The 18269-nt window shown below is 67.6% G+C and carries 18 protein-coding genes; 3 read left to right on the top strand and 15 right to left on the bottom strand.

Annotation, left to right across the window (positions count from 1 at the left end; all coding sequences use genetic code 11):
• Positions 1-118: 118 nt before the first annotated feature.
• Entirely contained in the window at positions 119-850 is a 732-nt protein-coding gene (locus E9536_RS36300) for an OmpW family outer membrane protein (RefSeq protein WP_059698123.1), read from the top strand.
• 164 nt (positions 851-1014) lie between these two features.
• On the opposite strand, the gene ugpQ is transcribed toward E9536_RS36300, so the two are convergent.
• The 12 genes from ugpQ to E9536_RS36240 all read right to left on the bottom strand — a co-directional run bounded on the left by ugpQ (position 1015) and on the right by E9536_RS36240 (position 13125).
• Positions 1015-1779: a glycerophosphodiester phosphodiesterase gene (gene ugpQ / locus E9536_RS36295; protein ID WP_136472472.1), complete on the bottom strand. Its 765-nt coding sequence runs from the start codon at positions 1777-1779 to the stop codon at positions 1015-1017.
• Between the two features lie 28 nt (positions 1780-1807).
• Positions 1808-2893, bottom strand: coding sequence for a sn-glycerol-3-phosphate import ATP-binding protein UgpC (locus E9536_RS36290; protein WP_042977269.1), 1086 nt, complete (start codon positions 2891-2893; stop codon positions 1808-1810).
• A gap of 32 nt (positions 2894-2925) precedes the next feature.
• Complete coding sequence (ugpE, locus tag E9536_RS36285) at positions 2926-3771, bottom strand: sn-glycerol-3-phosphate ABC transporter permease UgpE (RefSeq protein ID WP_027788562.1); 846 nt, start codon at positions 3769-3771, stop codon at positions 2926-2928.
• Complete coding sequence (ugpA, locus tag E9536_RS36280; protein WP_027788563.1) at positions 3768-4652, bottom strand: sn-glycerol-3-phosphate ABC transporter permease UgpA; 885 nt, start codon at positions 4650-4652, stop codon at positions 3768-3770. Before ugpA ends, ugpE begins: the two co-directional genes overlap by 4 nt.
• A gap of 97 nt (positions 4653-4749) precedes the next feature.
• On the bottom strand, positions 4750-6084 hold the full coding sequence (gene ugpB, locus E9536_RS36275) for a sn-glycerol-3-phosphate ABC transporter substrate-binding protein UgpB (RefSeq protein ID WP_136472470.1): 1335 nt from the start codon (positions 6082-6084) through the stop codon (positions 4750-4752).
• A 90-nt stretch (positions 6085-6174) separates the two neighbouring features.
• Complete coding sequence (locus tag E9536_RS36270; RefSeq protein WP_205713839.1) at positions 6175-7359, bottom strand: deoxyguanosinetriphosphate triphosphohydrolase; 1185 nt, start codon at positions 7357-7359, stop codon at positions 6175-6177.
• Positions 7360-7425: 66 nt separating this feature from the next.
• Positions 7426-8505, bottom strand: a complete 1080-nt coding sequence (gene aroB / locus E9536_RS36265) for a 3-dehydroquinate synthase (RefSeq protein WP_027788565.1) — start codon at positions 8503-8505, stop codon at positions 7426-7428.
• Positions 8502-9056, bottom strand: a complete 555-nt coding sequence (gene aroK / locus E9536_RS36260) for a shikimate kinase AroK (RefSeq protein ID WP_027788566.1) — start codon at positions 9054-9056, stop codon at positions 8502-8504. Before aroK ends, aroB begins: the two co-directional genes overlap by 4 nt.
• Before the next feature lie 40 nt (positions 9057-9096).
• Complete coding sequence (gene pilQ / locus E9536_RS36255) at positions 9097-10740, bottom strand: type IV pilus secretin PilQ (RefSeq protein WP_136472468.1); 1644 nt, start codon at positions 10738-10740, stop codon at positions 9097-9099.
• Positions 10737-11603, bottom strand: coding sequence for a pilus assembly protein (locus E9536_RS36250; protein ID WP_136472466.1), 867 nt, complete (start codon positions 11601-11603; stop codon positions 10737-10739). Before E9536_RS36250 ends, pilQ begins: the two co-directional genes overlap by 4 nt.
• Positions 11600-12208 (bottom strand): fimbrial protein, encoded by a 609-nt coding sequence (locus tag E9536_RS36245; protein WP_136472464.1) that lies wholly within the window; start codon positions 12206-12208, stop codon positions 11600-11602. Before E9536_RS36245 ends, E9536_RS36250 begins: the two co-directional genes overlap by 4 nt.
• A complete protein-coding gene (locus tag E9536_RS36240) occupies positions 12205-13125 on the bottom strand; it encodes a competence protein ComA (protein ID WP_136472462.1) in 921 nt (306 codons plus the stop codon). The genes E9536_RS36245 and E9536_RS36240 overlap by 4 nt, the downstream gene beginning before the upstream one ends.
• A gap of 219 nt (positions 13126-13344) precedes the next feature.
• Here E9536_RS36240 and E9536_RS36235 point away from each other — a divergent pair, with 219 nt between their 5' ends.
• Positions 13345-15738 (top strand): penicillin-binding protein 1A, encoded by a 2394-nt coding sequence (locus E9536_RS36235; RefSeq protein ID WP_211097518.1) that lies wholly within the window; start codon positions 13345-13347, stop codon positions 15736-15738.
• A gap of 78 nt (positions 15739-15816) precedes the next feature.
• On the opposite strand, the gene cyaY is transcribed toward E9536_RS36235, so the two are convergent.
• On the bottom strand, positions 15817-16143 hold the full coding sequence (gene cyaY / locus E9536_RS36230; RefSeq protein ID WP_021161744.1) for an iron donor protein CyaY: 327 nt from the start codon (positions 16141-16143) through the stop codon (positions 15817-15819).
• 36 nt (positions 16144-16179) lie between these two features.
• Here cyaY and E9536_RS36225 point away from each other — a divergent pair, with 36 nt between their 5' ends.
• On the top strand, positions 16180-16458 hold the full coding sequence (locus E9536_RS36225) for a lipoprotein (protein ID WP_021161743.1): 279 nt from the start codon (positions 16180-16182) through the stop codon (positions 16456-16458).
• Positions 16459-16534: 76 nt separating this feature from the next.
• Here the strand turns inward: E9536_RS36225 and msrQ are convergent, their stop codons facing one another.
• Both msrQ and msrP read right to left on the bottom strand, forming a co-directional pair.
• Positions 16535-17221 (bottom strand): protein-methionine-sulfoxide reductase heme-binding subunit MsrQ, encoded by a 687-nt coding sequence (gene msrQ, locus E9536_RS36220; RefSeq protein ID WP_060319260.1) that lies wholly within the window; start codon positions 17219-17221, stop codon positions 16535-16537.
• A 20-nt stretch (positions 17222-17241) separates the two neighbouring features.
• Entirely contained in the window at positions 17242-18237 is a 996-nt protein-coding gene (gene msrP / locus E9536_RS36215; protein ID WP_060359892.1) for a protein-methionine-sulfoxide reductase catalytic subunit MsrP, read from the bottom strand.
• Positions 18238-18269: the final 32 nt, after the last annotated feature.

Here is an 18269-nt window from a genome sequence, read left to right as displayed (position 1 = left end):
GTCGGTGCGCGGATGCGTACGGTCGTACTAATCCTAGGGTGAAAACTCTAACTTACGAGCTTGTTTGGTTTTAAACGCAGTCGTCATAATGAGCACGCCTTAGATCGGAGGAGACACAATGAAACGAAAACTGGCCATTACGGGGGCTGCAGCGCTCGCATTTACGTTTGCGGGCGGTACGGCACATGCACAATCCGCAGGTGATTTCTACGTCAGCACCGGCTGGCTGCACCTTGCGCCGCAGGACAGCAGCGACCCGCTGTTCCTGTACGGCGTAGGCGGCACGCCGATCAACCAGTCGGTTCCCAACACCGGCGCAGGCATCAGCGACGCCGACACGCTCGCACTGGCAACCGGTTACTTCGTGACCGACCACATCGCTACCGAGTTCATCGCCGGCATCCCGCCGAAGTTCGACATCACCGGCAAGGGCCAGTTCTCGCGATTCGGTACGCTCGGCCGTGCGTACCAGTGGAGCCCCGCGCTCCTCCTGAAGTACTACTTCAACGACGCCAACGCGAAGTTCCGTCCGTATGTCGGCATCGGCGCTTCGTATATCTGGTTCACCGGCGCAAAGATCACGAACAGCGCATTCGAGAACGGCGTGCTCGGCGGCCCGACCAACGCGCAGACCAGCAACCAGTGGGCGCCCGTCTTCAACGCCGGCTTCACGTACAACTTCACGAAACACTGGTTCGCCGGCTTCTCGATGTCGTACATCCCGGTGAGCGTGACCGCGACCTTCACGACGGCCAAGCGGACCCAGGTCGGCACGCTGACCGAAACGTCGAAGGCTCACATCTCGCTGAACCCGATCGTCACGTACCTGAACGTCGGCTACCGCTTCTAAGCGTAGTCGAATATTTGGGGAATGGTTAATCCTGCTGCAATTTGTAGCGGATTTTTCCTGACGTAACGTCTCCACGATGTAAAACGCCCCGGCGGAAATCCCGCCGGGGCGTCGTTTTTTTGTCTCAGGGTCTTCCCGTACGCGCCGTCGCGCGGGGCATTCCGCTACGCGATGTCGTCCAGCGCATCGGGGGCAATCAGGTCGATCCGGTCCGTGCAGACCGCGTCGACACCCCAGCGCGCAAGTTCGCGAGCCCGTTCGAGGTCGTTCACCGTGTAAACCAGGATGCGCAGGCCGGCCGCCTTGATCGCGCGCACGAGCGGTTCATCCAGCCGTTTGTGGTCTGCATGCAACGAAACGCAGCCGAGCGCGCCGACAACCTGCGCATGCCAGTCGTCCGGCACGGCCTCGTAAAGCATCCCGCGCGGCAGCGCCGGCGCCGTCGCGCGTGCCTGTTGCAGCGCATCGAACGAGAACGACGACAAGAGCGGCTCCACCGCGGCATCGCGCCAGTACGCGGCCGCGTCGGCCGCTACGCGCCGCCCGGTCTCGCGCTCGCGCCCCGGGCACGGCTTGATCTCGACGTTGGCGGCCAGCCCGTGCGCGATGCAGCGCGCCGCCGCCGCCTCGAGCGTCGGCATCCGCTCGCCCGCGAAGCGCGCGTCGCGCCACGCGCCGGCATCGAGTGCGGCCAGCGCCTCGTATCGCATGCCCGCCGCCGGCCCGTGACCGTTCGACGTCCGGTCGACCGTGTCGTCGTGCAGCAGGAACGTCACGTCGTCGGCCGACAGCTTCGCGTCGAATTCGACCATCCGGTGGCCACGGCGCGCGCCCTCGTCGAGCGCGGCGAGCGTGTTCTCCGGCGCGAGCGTGCCGCCGCCGCGATGGGCGACGACGCGCGGATAGGGCCAGTCGGTACGGGTTGTCATCGTCGGTCTCCCGGCAGGTGCAGCAGGTTCAGCCGGCACGCTTGCCGGTCTCCGGATCGAAGAAATGCAGCCGGTGCGCGGGCAGTGCGGCGGCCAGCGCCGTGCCGCGCGCGGGGCGGTCCGCGTGCGGCAGGCGCACCGCGACGTCGTGGTTGCCCCAGCGGCCGTGCGCGAGGTTGTCCGCGCCGAGCAGCTCGCACGAGTCGACCGGCAGCGTCGCCTGCGCGACGCCCGGCTGCGGTGTCATGTGCTCCGGACGCACGCCGAGCACCCAGTCGCGCCCGGTGGCGATCTCGGCGCCGATGCCGGGCGAACCGGCGACCGGCAGCGCGGGGCCGCCGCCCGCGACCGTAAACGTCGCGCCGTCGTCCGACAGCCGGCCGTGCATCAGGTTCATCGCGGGCGAGCCGATGAAGCCCGCGACGAACACCGTTGCCGGCTTCTCGTACACGTCGACCGGCGCGCCGATCTGCTCCGCGTAGCCGCGGTTCATCACGATCACGCGCTGCGCGAGCGTCATCGCCTCGATCTGGTCGTGCGTCACGTAGACGCTCGTCGTCGCGAGCCGCGCATGCAGCCGCTGGATCTCGAGCCGCATCTGCACGCGCAATTTCGCGTCGAGGTTCGACAACGGCTCGTCGAACAGGAACACCGACGGCTCGCGCACGATCGCGCGCCCCATCGCGACGCGCTGCCGCTGGCCGCCCGACAGCTCGCGCGGGCGCCGCGCGAGCAGCGGCTCGAGTTCGAGGATCTTCGCGGCCGCCGCCACCCGCGAGTCGATCGTCGCACGCTCGATCCCGCGGATCTTCAGCCCGTAGCCCATGTTCTGCGCGACCGTCATGTGCGGATACAGCGCATAGTTCTGGAACACCATCGCGATGTCGCGATCCTTCGGCTCCAGCGTGTTGACGACGCGCTCGCCGATCGCGATCTCGCCGTCCGTCACCGTCTCGAGCCCCGCGATCATCCGCAGCAACGTCGACTTGCCGCAGCCCGACGGGCCGACCAGCACGATGAATTCGCCGTCGGCGATCTCCACGTCGATGCCATGCAGCACGTGCTGCTTGCCGTCGTAGGATTTCCTGACGCCCTTCAAGCTCAGCGCAGCCATACCTGGTCCTTCTCCCGGTTACCGTCCGTGGTTCATTTCTCGGAATCGACGAGGCCGCGCACGAACCAGCGCTGCATCGCCAGCACGACGACGAGCGGCGGAATCATCGCCAGCAGCGTCGCCGCCATCACGTATTGCCATTCGGTCGCGGCGTCGCCGCTCGCGATCATCATCTTGATGCCCACCACCGCCGTCGACAGCGATGCCTCCGTCGTGATCAGGATCGGCCACAGGTACTGGCTCCAGCCATAGATGAACGTGATCACGAACAGCGCCGCGATGCTCGTCTTCGACAGCGGCAGCACGACGTCCCAGAAGAAGCGCATCGGCCCCGCGCCGTCGATGCGCGCGGCGTCCATCAGTTCGTCGGGCAGCGTCATGAAGAACTGCCGGAACAGGAACGTCGCGGTGGCCGACGCGATCAGCGGCAGCGTCAGCCCGGCGTAGGTGTTCGTCAGATGCAGCGTCGACACGACCTGCACGGTCGGGAAGATCCGCACTTCCACCGGCAGCATCAACGTGACGAAGATCAGCCAGAACGCCGTATTGCGAAACGGGAAGCGGAAATAGACGATCGCGTACGCTGACAGGATCGACACCGCGATCTTGCCGACCGAGATGCCGAGCGCCATCGCGAAGCTGTTGACGAGCAGGCGGCCGAACGGCGCCGTCGCGGCGCCGCTGCCGTGGCCCCAGATATAGGCGATGTTCTCGAACAGGTGCGTGCTCGGCACGAGCGACAGCGGCACCGTGAGCACTTCCTGCGCGCTCATCGTCGCCGCACAGAACGCGACGTAGACGGGGAACACGATCAGCACGACGCCCGCGATCAGCACCGCGTGGCAGAACAGGTCGAAACCCTTGCGATTTTCGATCATGCGTATTGCACCCTGCGTTCGACGAAACGGAACTGGATCACCGTGAGCCCGACGACGATGATCATCAGTACGACCGACTGCGCGCCGGAGCTGCCGATGTCGAGCCCCTGGAAGCCTTCCGCGTAGATCTTGTAGATCAGCGTCTTCGTGCTCTGCGCGGGGCCGCCGCCGGTGGCCGCGTCGATCACCGGGAACGTGTCGAAGAACGAATAGACGAGGTTGACGACCAGCAGGAAGAAACTGGTGGGCGACAGCAGCGGCAGCACGAGGTTGAAGAAACGTCGCACCGGCCCCGCGCCGTCGATCGCCGCCGCCTCGATCAGCGAACGCGGAATTGCCTGCAGGCCCGCGTAGAAGAACAGGAAGTTGTAGCTCACCTGCTTCCACACCGACGCGAGCACGACGAGGAACATCGCCTGCCCGCCGTTCAGCGCGTGATTCCACACGATGCCGCCCTTCGCGAGCGCATAGGTGATCAGGCCGATGCTCGGATTGAACAGGAACGCCCACAGCACGGCGGCGATCGTCGGCGCGACCGCGTACGGCCAGATCAACAGCGTGCGATATGTGCGCGCGCCACGGGTTACGCGGTCGGCGCACGCGGCGAGCAGCAGCGACACGACGAGCCCGCTCACCGTGACGAGCGTGCTGAACACGAGCGTCGTGCGGAACGAATCGAGATACAGCGGATCGGCGAACAGGTGCGTGAAGTTCGCGAAGCCGACGAATTCACTCGACGTGCCGAACGCGTCCTGCATCTGCGTCGACTGCCACAGTGCGACGCCGGCCGGCCACAGGAAGAACACGGCGGTGATCGCGAGTTGCGGCGCGATCAGCAGGTACGGCAGCAGGCTCGTGCCGAAACGGGAACGGGATTGCATCGCGGATATCCGGTCAGGCGAAACGGAAAGGAAACCGCGCCGCCGGCCGGCCCGCGCACTTGCGCGGCGCGGCCGGCGGCACGAACGCGATGCGCGCTCAGCTGCCCGACTTCTCGAAGCGGCGCAGCAGCTCGTTGCCGCGCGAGGCCGCCGAATCGAGCGCGTCCTTCGGCGATTTCTTCTGCGCCCAGACCTGTTCGAACTCCTCGTCGACGACCGTGCGGATCTGCGGCATGTTGCCCAGGCGCAGCCCCTTCGTGTACGGCAGCGGCGGCTTGTTCAGCATCTGCTTGATCGCGGTTTCGGCGCTCGGGTTCTTCGCGTAGAAGCCCTGTTCGCGCGTCAGGTCGTACGCCGCCTTGGTGACCGGCAGGTAACCCGTGTCCTGGTGCCACTTAGCGGCGACGGCCGGCGATGCGAGAAACGCGAGGAATTTCGCGACGCCCTTGTAGGTCGCCGGATCCTTGCCCGCCAGCACCCACAGGCTCGCGCCGCCGATGATCGCGTTCTGCGGCGCGCCCTTCACGTTCGCGTCGTACGGCATCATGCCCGTGCCGAAGCTGAACTTCGCGAACTTCTGCAGGTTCGCGAGCGCGCCCGACGACGTCGTCATGATCCCGCAGTCGCCGCTGTAGAACTTCGCCGATGCTTCGTCCTTGCGGCCCGCGTACGTGAACGTGCCGTCCTTCGCCATCTGCTGCAGGAACGACACGTGCGCGATCTGCTGCGGCTTGTTGAATTCGAGCACGGCGTCCGTACCGTCGAAGCCGTTGTTGCGGCTCGCGAACGGCAGTGCATGCCACGCGCTGTAGTTTTCGAGCTGGATCCAGCCCTGCCAGCCGGTCGTGAAGCCGCACGCCATCCCCGACTTGCGCAGTTTCTCGGCATCGTCCTTCACGTCGGCCCACGTCTTCGGCGGCTGGTTCGGATCGAGCCCGGCCTTCTTGAACGCGTCCTTGTTGTAGTACAGCACCGGCGTCGAGCTGTTGAACGGCATCGACACGAGATGGCCCGTCTTCGCGTCGCTGTAGTAGCTCGCGATGGTCGGCACGAACGCCTTTTCGTCGAGCTGCACGCCGGCCTGCCTGAACACGTCGTAGACGGGCACGACGGCCTTCTTCGCCTGCATCATCGTGGCCGTGCCGACTTCATAGACCTGGAGGATCGCCGGCGCATTGCCGCTGCGGTAGGCCGCGATGCCGGCCGCGAGCGCCTGGTCGTAGGTGCCCTTGAAGACCGGCACGATCTTGTAGTCGCTCTGCGACGCGTTGAACTGGTCGGCGATCGCGTTGACCCGCTCGCCGAGCGCGGCCTCCATCGCATGCCAGAACTGGATTTCCGTCGCGGCGAGCGCCACGTGCTGCACCCCGAACATCAGCGCGCCGCCGAGCGCGATCGAACGAACCAGTGTCCCCGCAGGCTTCTTCTTCATCGACCTCTCTCCTATGAAAACGTTACCAACAGCGTGTGCAACATTCCCATCGCCATTGAACCGGCGAAGTCTAGTGATCGTTTGTGACAGTCAGTTGTCGTTGATGACGAACAGGCGCTGATACTCCTTCAGCGCGAAGCGGTCGGTCATGCCGGCGATGTAGTGCGCGACGAGGCGCGGCTGCTGCGCGGCGTCGTCGGACTGGTACGGCGGCGGCAGCAGCCGCGGATCGTCGATGAACGCATCGAACAGCCCGGTGACGACGCGCTGCGCCTTGCTCGCCATGCGCATCACCTTGTAGTGGCGATAGAGGTTCTTGAAGAGGAAACGCTTGAGGGCGGCCGCCTGGGCGGCAACGGATTCGCTGTGCGACACGAGCGGCGGCGCCGCGCGCACGTCGTCGAGCGACGCCGGTGCGACGCGCGCGAGATTGCGCGTCGTTTCGTCGATCAGGTCGACGATCAGCGTGTTGATGATGCGGCGCACCGTCTCGTGCACGAGACGGCGGCCTTCGAGGTGCGGGAACTCGGCGAGCGCCGCCTCGTAGTGGCGCTGCCACAGCTCGACTTCCGCGAGCTGCTCGATCGTGATCAGGCCGGAACGCAGGCCGTCGTCGACGTCGTGGTTGTTGTACGCGATCTCGTCCGCGATGTTGGCAAGCTGCGCTTCGAGCGACGGCTGGCGGCCCTGCAGGAAGCGCTCGCCGAGCGCACCGAGCTTGCGCGCATTCTCGCGCGAGCAGTGCTTCAGAATGCCTTCGCGTGTCTCGAAGCACAGGTTCAGCCCGTTGAACGCGCCGTAGTGCTCCTCGAGCTCGTCGACGACCGCCAGGCTCTGCAGGTTGTGCTCGAAGCCGCCATGCTCGCGCATGCAGGCGTTCAGCGCGTCCTGCCCGGCATGGCCGAACGGCGTATGGCCGAGATCGTGCGCGAGCGAGATCGCCTCGACGAGATCCTCGTTCAGGCGCAGGTTGCGCGCGACCGAGCGGGCGATCTGCGCGACTTCGAGGCTGTGCGTGAGACGCGTGCGGAACAGGTCGCCTTCATGATTGACGAAGACCTGTGTCTTGTATTCGAGCCGGCGAAACGCGGTCGAATGGACGATGCGGTCGCGGTCGCGCTGGAATTCGGTGCGCGCCGCCGGTGGTGTTTCCGGATGGCGGCGGCCGCGCGACTGCGACGCGTGTGCGGCATACGGAGCGAGATGGGCTTCCAGCGCCGCCAGTGTCGGCGGCTCGGCCACCGGCGCAGCGGATACGCGGCCGGCTTCGGGCAGTGTGCTGCTGGATGTCTCGCTCACGTCTCCTCCATGTCAGGGGCGCCGTTGCATCCGGGCCGCCCGTTAGCGCGTCGTCTGCGCCAGTGTAGCGAATACGGCTTCGTCCGGCGCCTGCGTGATCAGCGTATCGCCGAATCGCTTCAGCAGGATGAACTTGATCGCGCCGGCCTCCGCCTTCTTGTCGACGCGCATCAGGTCCATGTAGCGCGCGTCGCCGAGCGCGGGCCCGCGGGTCGGCAGGTGCGCAGCCGCGATCACCGCATCGAGGCGCTGCCGCGACGCTTCGTCGAGCAGGCCGAGCCGCACCGACAGGTCGCCCGCCATCACCATCCCGCAGCCGACCGCCTCGCCGTGCAGCCACTCGCCGTAGCCGAGCCCGGCCTCGATCGCATGACCGAACGTGTGGCCGAAGTTCAGGATCGCGCGCAGGCCGCCTTCGCGTTCATCGGCCGCCACCACGCTCGCCTTGATCTCGCACGAGCGCTTCACCGCGTGCGCGAGCGCCGCCGGGTCGCGACGGTTCAGCGCGTCGACGTTCGCCTCGATCCAGTCGAAGAATGCCGCATCGGCGATCGCGCCGGTCTTGATGATCTCGGCGACACCGGCCGCCAGTTCACGATCGGGCAGCGTCGTCAGCGCGCCGATGTCCGCGATCACGGCCTGCGGCTGGTAGAACGCGCCGATCATGTTCTTGCCGAGCGGGTGGTTGATGCCCGTCTTGCCACCGACCGACGAATCGACCTGCGACAGCAGCGTCGTCGGCACCTGGATGAACGGCACGCCGCGCATGTAGCATGCGGCCGCAAAGCCCGTCATGTCGCCGATCACGCCGCCGCCGAGCGCGACGAGCGTCGTCTTGCGGTCCGCGCGGTCGGTCAGCAGGCCGTCGAAGATCAGGTTCAGCGTCTCCCAGTTCTTGTACGCCTCGCCGTCCGGCAGCACGACCGTCGACACGCGCTTGCCGAGCGGCGCGAGCGCCGCGCGCAGCGCGTCGCCGTAGAGCGGATCGACCGTCGTGTTCGTGACGATCGTGACGGAAGAACCCTTGATGTGAGGTGCGAACAGCTCGGCGCGGCCGATCAGGCCGGCGCCAATGTGAATCGGGTAGGCGCGGTCGCCCAGGTCGACGTTGACAGTAATCATGCTTGTAGCGGCTTGGCGATGACGCCCGCCAGTTCGAGTTGCATCAGCACCATGTTGACGAGACCGTTGACCGACGGACGGCCGGTCTCGATGACGAAATCCGCGCATTCGCGGTACAGCGGGTCGCGCACTTCATATAGCGCTTCGAGGCGCCCCTTCGGGTCTTCGGTCTGCAGCAGCGGGCGGTTTTTGTCCTTGCGCGTGCGCAGCCACAGGTCGTGCGGGTTCGCGCGCAGGTAGACGACGATACCGTTGCTTTTCAGGCAGTCGCGATTTTCCGGGCGCAGCACCGCGCCGCCGCCCGTCGCGAGCACGATGTTCTCGCGCTGCGTGAGATCGGCGATGACCTGCGTTTCGCGATCGCGAAACCCGGCCTCGCCCTCCAGCTCGAAGATCACCGGAATGCGCGCGCCCGTACGGGCCTCGATTTCGTGGTCGGAGTCGAAGAACGTCCTGTCGAGACGACGCGCGACCGCACGGCCCACGGTGGTCTTACCCGCTCCCATAAGGCCGACGAAAAATACGTTTGCATGTGGGTCCCGCGCTTGCAACGGCTTCCTCTGCTTCAATCTTGCTGGTGTGTGGCGCAGCTTACTGGCAAAGCGGCTGCCTTGTCGAGCCTGCGCCGGCGGCTTCCGGCCCCGTTTTATCGGCATCCGCGCTGCCCATGCCGCGTGCATCGCAGCGCGCATCGACGACCGTCGGCGTGATGAAGACGACCAGTTCGCTGCGCTGGTCGCGTTGCGCGCGGTGCCGGAAAAGCGCGCCCAGAAACGGTATTTTGCCCAAGAGCGGCACGCGCGTCACATCGTTCCGGTTCAGTTGCTCATAGATCCCGCCGATCGCGACCGTCCCGCCGTTCTCGACCTCGACGCGCGTCTGTACGTGCTTCGTATGAATCGCCGGGCCGGCCGCCGTCGGCTCGCCGACGCTGTCCTTCGTCACGTCCAGGTCGAGCACGACGCGCCCGTCCGGCGTGATCTGCGGCTCGACCTCGAGCTTGAGCGTCGCCCGGCGGAACTGCACGCCGCTCACGCCATTGCCCACCTTCGCCTGGTACGGCAGTTCCGAACCCTGTTCGACGATCGCCTTGACGCGATCGGCGGTCACCACGCGCGGGCTCGAAACGATCTGGCCCCGCCCCTGCGCCTCGAGCGCGCTCAGTTCGACGTCGAGCACACGGCTGAGCGGCGCGGCAAACAGCGTGAAGCCGGCGGTCGCCGCTTCGAAGCCGCCGAGCGGCCGCCCGGCAAGGTCGAGCGCGTTGCGCGCGCCGGTCGTGAACGAGGCGCTTTCGCTGGCGCTCTCGCCCGACGGCGGCCGCGCCTGCGCCCTCAGCGCGACACGTGCGCCGAGATTGCGCGAAAAGCCTTGCTCGCCCTCGACGATGCGGGCCTCGATCCGGACCTGCCGCGACGGCCGGTCGATCGCATCGATCAGGCTTGCGATCTGGTCGAGGCGCGGCGCGAGATCGGTGACGAACAGCAGGTTTGTCCGCGGATCCGCCGCCGCGGCGCCGCGCTTCGACAGCAGGCGCTGGCCGGTCGCGCCGGCCAGCAGCCGTTGCACGTCCTGCGCGCGCGGGTAGCGCAGCGCGAACGTCCGGCTCGCAAGCGGCTCCAGATCCGCGGCCCGCGCGTGCATTTCGAAGCGCGCGCGTTCGCGAGCCGCCAGCTCGGCCGCCGGCGTGATCCATATCACGTTACCCCGCCGCGACATCGCGAGCCCGTGCGTGTCGAGCAGCGTGTCGAAGGCATCGCGCCAGCGGACATTGTTCAGACGTAACGTGACGGTGCCGCGCGCCTGCTCGCCGACGACGATATTGAGCCCGGTGAACCGCGCGAATGCGTCGAACGCGGCCGCAAGCCCCGCTCCCTGCAGATTCAGCGAAATCCGCCGTGCGTCGTCCGCATCGCCCGGTTGCCGCGCGGCGGCGTCGCCCATCCGGGCCGGCGGCGCCAACGGGATCGGCGGCCCCTCCAGCCCGGGGGCCGGGGCGGCGGCCTCCGCCTGAAGCGCCGTGCGAGCCGCCTGGTCGAACGGCGGCGGGCCGGCCTCCGCAGATGCGGGGCCGTCCGCCCCGTCCACCGGGCCTTGGGGCAACGGCAGGCCCGGCACCGGCACCTCCATCGATGCCGCTGGCCAGACGGCCGGCAGCGGCGGCAACGAGGCGCTTGCACCGGCCGCCGTCAATCCGGCCCAGACGGCGAGCGCCCGACATCCGTGCTTCATCATGGGTGCCTCCCGTCGTCCAGAGCGACTCGGTACGCGCCATCCGCCGTCGCGAGCGTCACGGCGACGGGATCGACTCGCACCACCCGCGCGGCCCCGAGGGCTTCGCCGGGCACCAGGGCAGCGAATGCGCCGCCACCGTCGTCGAACAACGCGAGACCGGCACGCCTGTCGCGAATCGTGCCGGCCAGGCGGGCAGCCGCCCCCTCCGTTTCAGACGAGCCGGCCCCGCCGAACGGATCGGCGCCGGGCGCGTCGGCCAGAACCGGCGTCTCCCCGCCCTTGGACGTCATCGCCGGTAACCCTGGAAACACGTCGACCGCCATTTCCACACGCGCGGCCTCCTTTCCTCGTTCGACACGCAGCGTGGTCGGCACCGCCAGCACCGGAAAACGCGCCAGCCATCCGACCATCTGCAGCAACGCGCGAAACCCGCCATCCGCGACGATGCGCACCGAGCGCTGCCCTTCCGGCACTGCCCCCTCGGCGCGCAGCGGTTCGATCGATACGCCGCGCAGCCCGCTCGACGCGGCGTGATCGGCCAGCTCCAGCATCAACGCGGCCCATTCCGGCGCACGCGACGAGCGATCGCCGTCGGCCGCCGCCGGATGCGCGTCGTGTTGCCGTGAAGCGGCTGCGAGAACACGCCGCGCGTCGGCCTCTTGCTTCTGCGCCGCCGCCAGCAACGCGCGGCTGTGCGCGAGCCCGCTCCAGTCCGCGGCATTCGCCAGATGAATGCCGCCCGTCAGCACGGCCGCGAACGCGAGCACGCAGCCTGCGATATGCGCGGTCGCCGGCGACACGCGCCGCACGCCGTTCCGCCATCCTCCGCGATACGGTGCGGGCCGATGCGCGAGCGCCGTCATGCGCCACCTCCCGATGCTTTCCGGGACGGCATCGCGTCGTGCCAGCGCAACTGGACCGAGAACCGGAACGGCATCCCGCCGGCAGCGACCGGTGCATCCGGGGCTGGCTTCAACGCATCGATATCGATCCGCCAGCCACGCTGCTCGCGCGCCATCCCCGCAAGCCATCGCGCAGCCGCCCGGTAGCTCACGGCGCGGACATCGAGCACGGCACCGGCCGACGTCGTGCGCAACGCATCGAGCCGAACCGTGCCGTCGTGCACCTGCGCCAGGGTCGCCAGCAGCCCCGCGACGTGCCGGTAAGGTGCGGCATGCGCGGCCGCCTGCGCGTCACGCTGCGCGACGACGGCCGCCGCATTGGCGGCGCGTGTCGCGGCGCCCATCTGCGGCTGCAATTGCCGCAGCCGCGCCTCCACGATTGCGCGCTCCGCATCCACACGCCACCGCGCTCCGCTGGCGACACCCGTCCACAGGCCGGCGCCGAGTACGCCGAGCAGAACCGCCGTACCGCACTGCGCGACCCGACGACGTCGCAACGCCCGCGCCAGCCGCTCCCGGTACGGCAACAGGTTGAAGCCGCCCGGCTCCGCATGGAGGGCCGTCATTCCCACACCCCGCGCAATGCCAGCCCGAATGCAACAGCCAATGCCGGGCCGCCCGGCGTGCCGGTGGACAGGCACGATTGCGCGCCCCAACCCGTGCAGTCGAACGGCACCGCAACCGCGCCGACCACGTCACCGATCTCGGCGACGGACGTTTCGAAGCGGGCGATACACCGCTCGTCCCCGGCCACGAGGACACAGCGCACGGCCCCGAGCGCGCGCCGGCGCAATGCATCGGAAAACGCCCCCGGCACCGCGCCGGACAGCGTCAGCACCGGTACGGCCGACGGACCGTCGATTCGCCAGCCCTGCACGCCCGAGTCATGGAACCAGAGCGCCGCGCAGAGGCCCGCCTGCGCGTCGAGTTCGCATTGCGCCGCATAGCGCAACGCACGCAGCGCGGCGGCCGATTCGCCGTCGACCACCGTCAGATCGACACCGGCCTGCGCGGCCACGTCGACCCGCCGTTCGATCAGCGCCAGCGAGGCCACGGCAACCTCGATCTCCCCCGCACCGCCATCCTGCCGCCAGTCGAACGCGAGACTGTCCGGCGCGAGCCCCGAAATGCGTTCGGCCGCCTGCCGCGCGGCGTCCTCGATGTCGTCCCGCCCGGCCAGGTCCAGCATCGCGGTGCGCATCTCGTCATCGGGCAACGCCATCACGCCGCGCGCGCCGCACCGCACGTCGGCCGCCGACAGTCTCGACACGGCCGCGGCCAGCGCCCGCGCGACCGCCGCCCAACGCGCATCCTCCGGGCCGCCCGCCAACCCGACCGGCTCCCGCTCCAGCCCCTCGACGCACACCTCGGCGCCCCGGCCGCGCCGGCTCAGCACGACCACCCTCACCTCGTCCGCACCGACGTCGATTCCCGTCGACCGGTGCCCGCCCTGCGCAAACCGCGCTCGCCATCTTCCCGCCATCCCAGCCTCCCGAGATCGTCGCGGCCCACGCCGCGCTTCCGGGACTGATTCTGCAAAACGGCGCGTCGGGCCGACAGTCGGCCTAACGGCCAGCATCCGCTCGCGACGGCCGCGCGCGGGCTATGCTGGAAGTACGCCGGCCCGCGGCTTCAGGGCGGGCGGCCCCCGCGTCAGGACCGGTCTTACCGGGCAGCTATAATCGCGGGACTGTTTTCCGGTATGCCTATGCAATCCACGACTCCTACGTCCCCGCCTCCCGCCCCGGAGCCGAAGAAGCGGCCCTGGTGGCAAAAAGTCCTGCTCGGATTCGCCACGATGTGCGTGGCGCTCGTCGTGGCCGGCGGCCTCGTGCTCGGCTACGCGCTCGTCGTCGCGTGGCCGAACATGCCGTCGCTCGACGCGCTGACCGACTATCGCCCGAAGGTGCCGCTGCGCATCTATACGTCCGATCACGTGCTGATCGGCGAATTCGGCGAAGAGCGCCGCGACGTCGTCCATTTCAAGGACGTGCCCGACTCGCTGAAGAAGGCGATCCTCGCGATCGAGGACGCGCGGTTCTACGATCACGGCGGTGTCGACCTCACCGGCATCGTGCGCGCCGGCTTCGTCGCGCTGACGAACGGCCATGCGTCGCAGGGGGCGAGCACGATCACGATGCAGGTCGCGCGCAACTTCTTCCTGTCGAGCGAGAAGACCTACACGCGCAAGATCTACGAGATGCTGCTCGCGTACCGGATCGAGCGTGCGCTGACGAAGGATCAGATTCTCGAGGTCTACATGAATCAGATCTATCTCGGCCAGCGCGCATACGGCTTCGCGAGCGCCGCGCGGGTCTACTTCGGCAAGGACCTGAAGGACATCACGCTCGCCGAAGCGGCGATGCTCGCGGGGCTGCCGAAGGCGCCGTCTGCGTACAACCCGGTCGTGAACCCGAAGCGCGCGAAGGTGCGCCAGGAATACATCCTGCAACGGATGCTCGAGCTGAACTTCATCTCGCGCGAGCAGTACGACGAAGCCGTCGCACAGCCGCTCGTCGTCAAGGGTCCGGGCCGCGATTTCAGCGTGCACGCCGAGTACGTCGCGGAAATGGTCCGACAAATGATGTACGCGCAGTACCACGAGGAAACCTACACGCGCGGCTTCAACGTCGTCACGACGATCGACTCCGCGGATCAGCAGGTCGCCTATACGGCGCTGCGCAAGGGCATCATGGATTACGAACGCCGGCACGGCTATCGGGGGCCGGAAGGCTTCATCGAGCTGCCGGCCGGCGCCGACGACCGCGAACAGGCGATCGACGATGCGCTGCTCGAACACCCCGACAACGGCGAACTGATTGCAGCGGTCGTCACGGCCGCAAACCCGCGCCAGATCACGGTCGCGTTCATCGACGGCAGCAATGCGACGATCGAAGGCGACAACCTGCGCTTCGCGTCGGGCGCGCTGTCGGCCAACGCGCAGCCGAATCGCCGCATCCGCCCGGGTGCGATCGTCCGCGTCGTGAAGAACGACGCCGGCAAATGGTCGATCACGCAGTTGCCGCAGGTCGAGGGGGCGTTCCTGTCGATCGTCCCGCAGGACGGCGCGATCCGCTCGCTCGTCGGCGGCTTCGACTACAACAAGAACAAGTTCAACCACGTCACGCAGGCGTGGCGGCAGCCGGGTTCGTCGTTCAAGCCGTTCATCTATTCGGCGTCGCTCGACAAGGGCCTCGGGCCGGCAACGGTGATCAACGACGGTCCGCTGTATTTCAGCGCGGCCGAAACGGGCGGCCAGCCGTGGGAGCCGAAGAACTACGGCGGCGGCTTCGAAGGCCCGATGTCGATGCGCACCGCGCTGCAGCGTTCGCGCAACCTCGTGTCGATCCGGATCCTGAACCACATCGGCACGAAGTACGCGCAGCAGTACATCACGCGCTTCGGCTTCGACGCCGAACGCCATCCGGCGTACCTGCCGATGGCACTCGGCGCGGGCCAGGTCACGCCGCTGCAGATGGCGGGCGCGTATTCGGTATTCGCGAACGGCGGCTACCGCGTCAATCCGTACCTGATCGCCGAAGTCACCGATCCGAACGGCGCGATCGTCGTGCGCGCGCAGCCGCTCGTCGCCGAACAGAATGCGCCGCGCGCCATCGACGCGCGTAACGCGTACGTGATGAACAGCCTGCTGCAGAGCGTCGCGCAACGCGGCACGGGCGCACGGACCAACGTGCTGAAGCGCACCGACCTCGCGGGCAAGACCGGCACGACGAACGACTCGCACGACGCGTGGTTCGCCGGCTACCAGCACACGCTCGCCGCGATCGCGTGGATCGGCTACGACAATCCGCGCAGCCTCGGCGATCGCGAAACGGGCGGCGGCCTGTCGCTGCCCGTCTGGATCGACTACATGGGTGCCGCGCTGAAGGGTGTGCCCGAGTTCAAGCCGACGATGCCGGACAGCGTCGAATCGCTCGGCGGCGAGCTGTACTTCACCGAGTTCGCGCCGGGTCACGGCTTCGTGTCGACGGTCGGCGTGCCGCAAGCGCCAGCCGCGCAGAACGTCGATGCGACCGTGCCGCACGTCGACGAGCAGGAAAAGCAGGACATCATGAACCTGTTCCAGGCGCACTGACTCTCGGCCCGGACATGAAAAAAGCGCCCCGCGGGGCGCTTTTTCGTTGGGTCACGCGTCGGGGCGGGGCCCCGATCGTCATGCGCTGAACGTGATCGGCAGGCCGGCCTGCTGCGTCGCGTATTCGGTGAGCGCCGAGAAGAACTCGGTGCCCGTGCGCGTATCGCGCCATGCGCCGTCGATGAACCGGTAATGGAAACCGCCGGCCTTCGCGGCGATCCACACCTCCTTCATCGGCGGCTGCAGGTTGACGATGATCTTCGAGCCGTTCTCGAACGTCAGCGTCAGGACGCTGCCGTTGCGCTCCAGATCGATGTCGTGATCGCCGTCGTTGGCGTCGTCGACGGTACGCTCGACGGCCGCCAGCACGGCCTCGGCACGGGTCAGGTATTCGGTATCGGACATGCTAAACTCTATCGGTTCAATTGTTCAGGGACGATCATGCGAGTCGTTTTCCGGATGAGCGCGATTGTAGCGGCTTTGGCGATTCTTGCCGGCTGCGGTCAAAGCGGCGCGCTCTATCTGCCCACCGTGCCTCCGCTGCCCAAGCCACTCCAGCAGCAGGACACACCGCCGTCGGACGTGAAGCCGACCGATGAAAACGCGTCGTCCGACAGTGTGCCCGATTCGTCCGGCACGCCGCTCATGCTGTCGCCCGAATTGTCGAGCGGGGCATCCGCCACGGCTGCACCGGCATCGAGCCCGGCCGTCGCGAAGTAACGACGCGCCGCCCGCGCAGGCTCTCGAAACGAGGCGATGACTTCCCGGTCATCGCCTTTTGTTTTTGGCTGCGCCGTCACGCGCGCACGCGCCGCCATCCCCATGCAACCAGCCGCCAGCCGAGCAGCGCGACGACGATCGCCGCATACAGCTTCGGCTGCGCGAGATTGTGCTTGCCGGCCCTCATCCACCAGAAGTGCAGCACACCGAACAGCGCGATCGCGTAGATCGCGCTGTGCAGCGTCGCCCAGTGGCGGCCGAGCCGGCGCACCATCGCGCGCGGCGACGTTGCCGCGAGCGGAATCAGCAGCACGAACGCGGCGAAACCGACCGTGATGAACGGGCGCTTGCCGACGTCCTTCAGGATCGCGATGACATCGAACCACTTGTCGAACCACAGGTAAGTCGTGAAGTGCAGCGTCGCGTAGAAGAACGCGAACAGCCCGATCATCCGGCGAAAGCGCAGCAGCGCGGCGAACCCCGTCATGCGCCGAAGCGGCGTGACGGCGAGCGTGACGCACAGCATCACGAGCGTCCAGAGGCCCGTCGAGCGCGTGATGAACTCGATCGGATTCGCGCCGAGCCGGTCGGTCAGCCCGAACAGCACGAGACGCGTGAGCGGATAAAGGCCCGCCGCGAATACCAGCACCTTGGCCGGCGCGAGCCAGCGCGGCGCGGCGGGGCGAGTCGCGCCGGCCCGCACGGCACGTGCAGCCGGGCCGGCGCCCGCTGCACGCGCGGGCGTCAGCGTCGAAGGAGGCATGTCGTTTCTCACCTTCGCCCTCAGAAATTCTTCTTCAGGTCCATGCCCTGATACATCGACGCGACCAGGTCGCCGTAGCCGTTGAACATCAGCGTCTTGCGCTTCGGCGTGAAAAAGCCGTCCTCGCCGATGCGCCGCTCGGTCGCCTGGCTCCAGCGCGGATGATCGACGTTCGGGTTCACGTTCGAATAAAAGCCGTACTCGTTCGACGCATACGTGTTCCAGCTCGTCTTCGGCTGCTTGTCGACGAAGCGAATCTTCACGAGCGACTTCGCGCTCTTGAAGCCGTACTTCCACGGCACGACGATACGCACCGGCGCGCCGTTCTGGTTCGGCAGCACCTGCCCGTAGACGCCCATCGTCAACAGCGTCAGCGGATTCATCGCCTCGTCCATCCGCAGCCCTTCCGAGTACGGCCAGTCGAGCACGGGTGTCGACAGGCCGGGCATCTGCGACGGGTCGGCCAGCGTGATGAACTGCACGTATTTCGCATTGCCGGTCGGCTGCACCCGCTTGATCAGCTCGGACAGCGGCACGCCGATCCACGGGATCACCATCGACCATCCCTCGACGCAGCGCAACCGGTACACGCGCTCTTCGAGCGGCGCGAGCTTCATCAGTTCGTCGAGATCGAACACCTTCGGATGCAGCACCTCGCCCTCGACGCTCACGCGCCACGGGCGCGGCCGCAGCGTGCCCGCATTCTGCGCGGGGTCGCTCTTGTCGGTGCCGAATTCGTAGAAGTTGTTGTAGGACGTGATGTCCTTGAACGGCGTCACCTTGTCGGCCGCGACGAACTTCGGGTTCGTTTTCGCCGCGAGCTTCGCTGCCCGCGCGTCGGGCGACGCATAGGCGGCAAATGCCGCGCCGCTGCCGCCGAGCAGCCCGCCCGCCGCCGCGAGGCCGGCCGCCTGCAACACGCGCCGCCGGTTCTCGAAGACCGCGCGCGGCGTGATTTCGCCGGGCGCGATATCGCCACCGGTCAGTACGTTCAGCAAAGGGCGTTTGATCCACATCGTGCTGCTCCTCCTGCCTGCGCCGCGCGCAG

Source organism: Burkholderia sp. LS-044 (genome assembly GCF_004803625.1).
Lineage (GTDB): Bacteria > Pseudomonadota > Gammaproteobacteria > Burkholderiales > Burkholderiaceae > Burkholderia > Burkholderia cepacia.
Note: the sequence above shows the minus strand (reverse complement) of the source record. Positions and strands in the feature narration are given on the sequence as shown.

What these genes read in the sequence shown, in the direction of transcription:
- E9536_RS36300 (WP_059698123.1), top strand. Translation starts at nt 119, where the DNA reads ATGAAACGAAAACTGGCCATTACGGGGGCTGCAGCGCTCGCATTTACG.
- ugpQ (WP_136472472.1), bottom strand. Translation starts at nt 1,779, where the DNA reads ATGACAACCCGTACCGACTGGCCCTATCCGCGCGTCGTCGCCCATCGC.
- E9536_RS36290 (WP_042977269.1), bottom strand. Translation starts at nt 2,893, where the DNA reads ATGGCTGCGCTGAGCTTGAAGGGCGTCAGGAAATCCTACGACGGCAAG.
- ugpE (WP_027788562.1), bottom strand. Translation starts at nt 3,771, where the DNA reads ATGATCGAAAATCGCAAGGGTTTCGACCTGTTCTGCCACGCGGTGCTG.
- ugpA (WP_027788563.1), bottom strand. Translation starts at nt 4,652, where the DNA reads ATGCAATCCCGTTCCCGTTTCGGCACGAGCCTGCTGCCGTACCTGCTG.
- ugpB (WP_136472470.1), bottom strand. Translation starts at nt 6,084, where the DNA reads ATGAAGAAGAAGCCTGCGGGGACACTGGTTCGTTCGATCGCGCTCGGC.
- aroB (WP_027788565.1), bottom strand. Translation starts at nt 8,505, where the DNA reads ATGATTACTGTCAACGTCGACCTGGGCGACCGCGCCTACCCGATTCAC.
- pilQ (WP_136472468.1), bottom strand. Translation starts at nt 10,740, where the DNA reads ATGATGAAGCACGGATGTCGGGCGCTCGCCGTCTGGGCCGGATTGACG.
- E9536_RS36250 (WP_136472466.1), bottom strand. Translation starts at nt 11,603, where the DNA reads ATGACGGCGCTCGCGCATCGGCCCGCACCGTATCGCGGAGGATGGCGG.
- E9536_RS36245 (WP_136472464.1), bottom strand. Translation starts at nt 12,208, where the DNA reads ATGACGGCCCTCCATGCGGAGCCGGGCGGCTTCAACCTGTTGCCGTAC.
- E9536_RS36240 (WP_136472462.1), bottom strand. Translation starts at nt 13,125, where the DNA reads ATGGCGGGAAGATGGCGAGCGCGGTTTGCGCAGGGCGGGCACCGGTCG.
- E9536_RS36235 (WP_211097518.1), top strand. Translation starts at nt 13,345, where the DNA reads ATGCCTATGCAATCCACGACTCCTACGTCCCCGCCTCCCGCCCCGGAG.
- cyaY (WP_021161744.1), bottom strand. Translation starts at nt 16,143, where the DNA reads ATGTCCGATACCGAATACCTGACCCGTGCCGAGGCCGTGCTGGCGGCC.
- E9536_RS36225 (WP_021161743.1), top strand. Translation starts at nt 16,180, where the DNA reads ATGCGAGTCGTTTTCCGGATGAGCGCGATTGTAGCGGCTTTGGCGATT.
- msrQ (WP_060319260.1), bottom strand. Translation starts at nt 17,221, where the DNA reads ATGCCTCCTTCGACGCTGACGCCCGCGCGTGCAGCGGGCGCCGGCCCG.
- msrP (WP_060359892.1), bottom strand. Translation starts at nt 18,237, where the DNA reads ATGTGGATCAAACGCCCTTTGCTGAACGTACTGACCGGTGGCGATATC.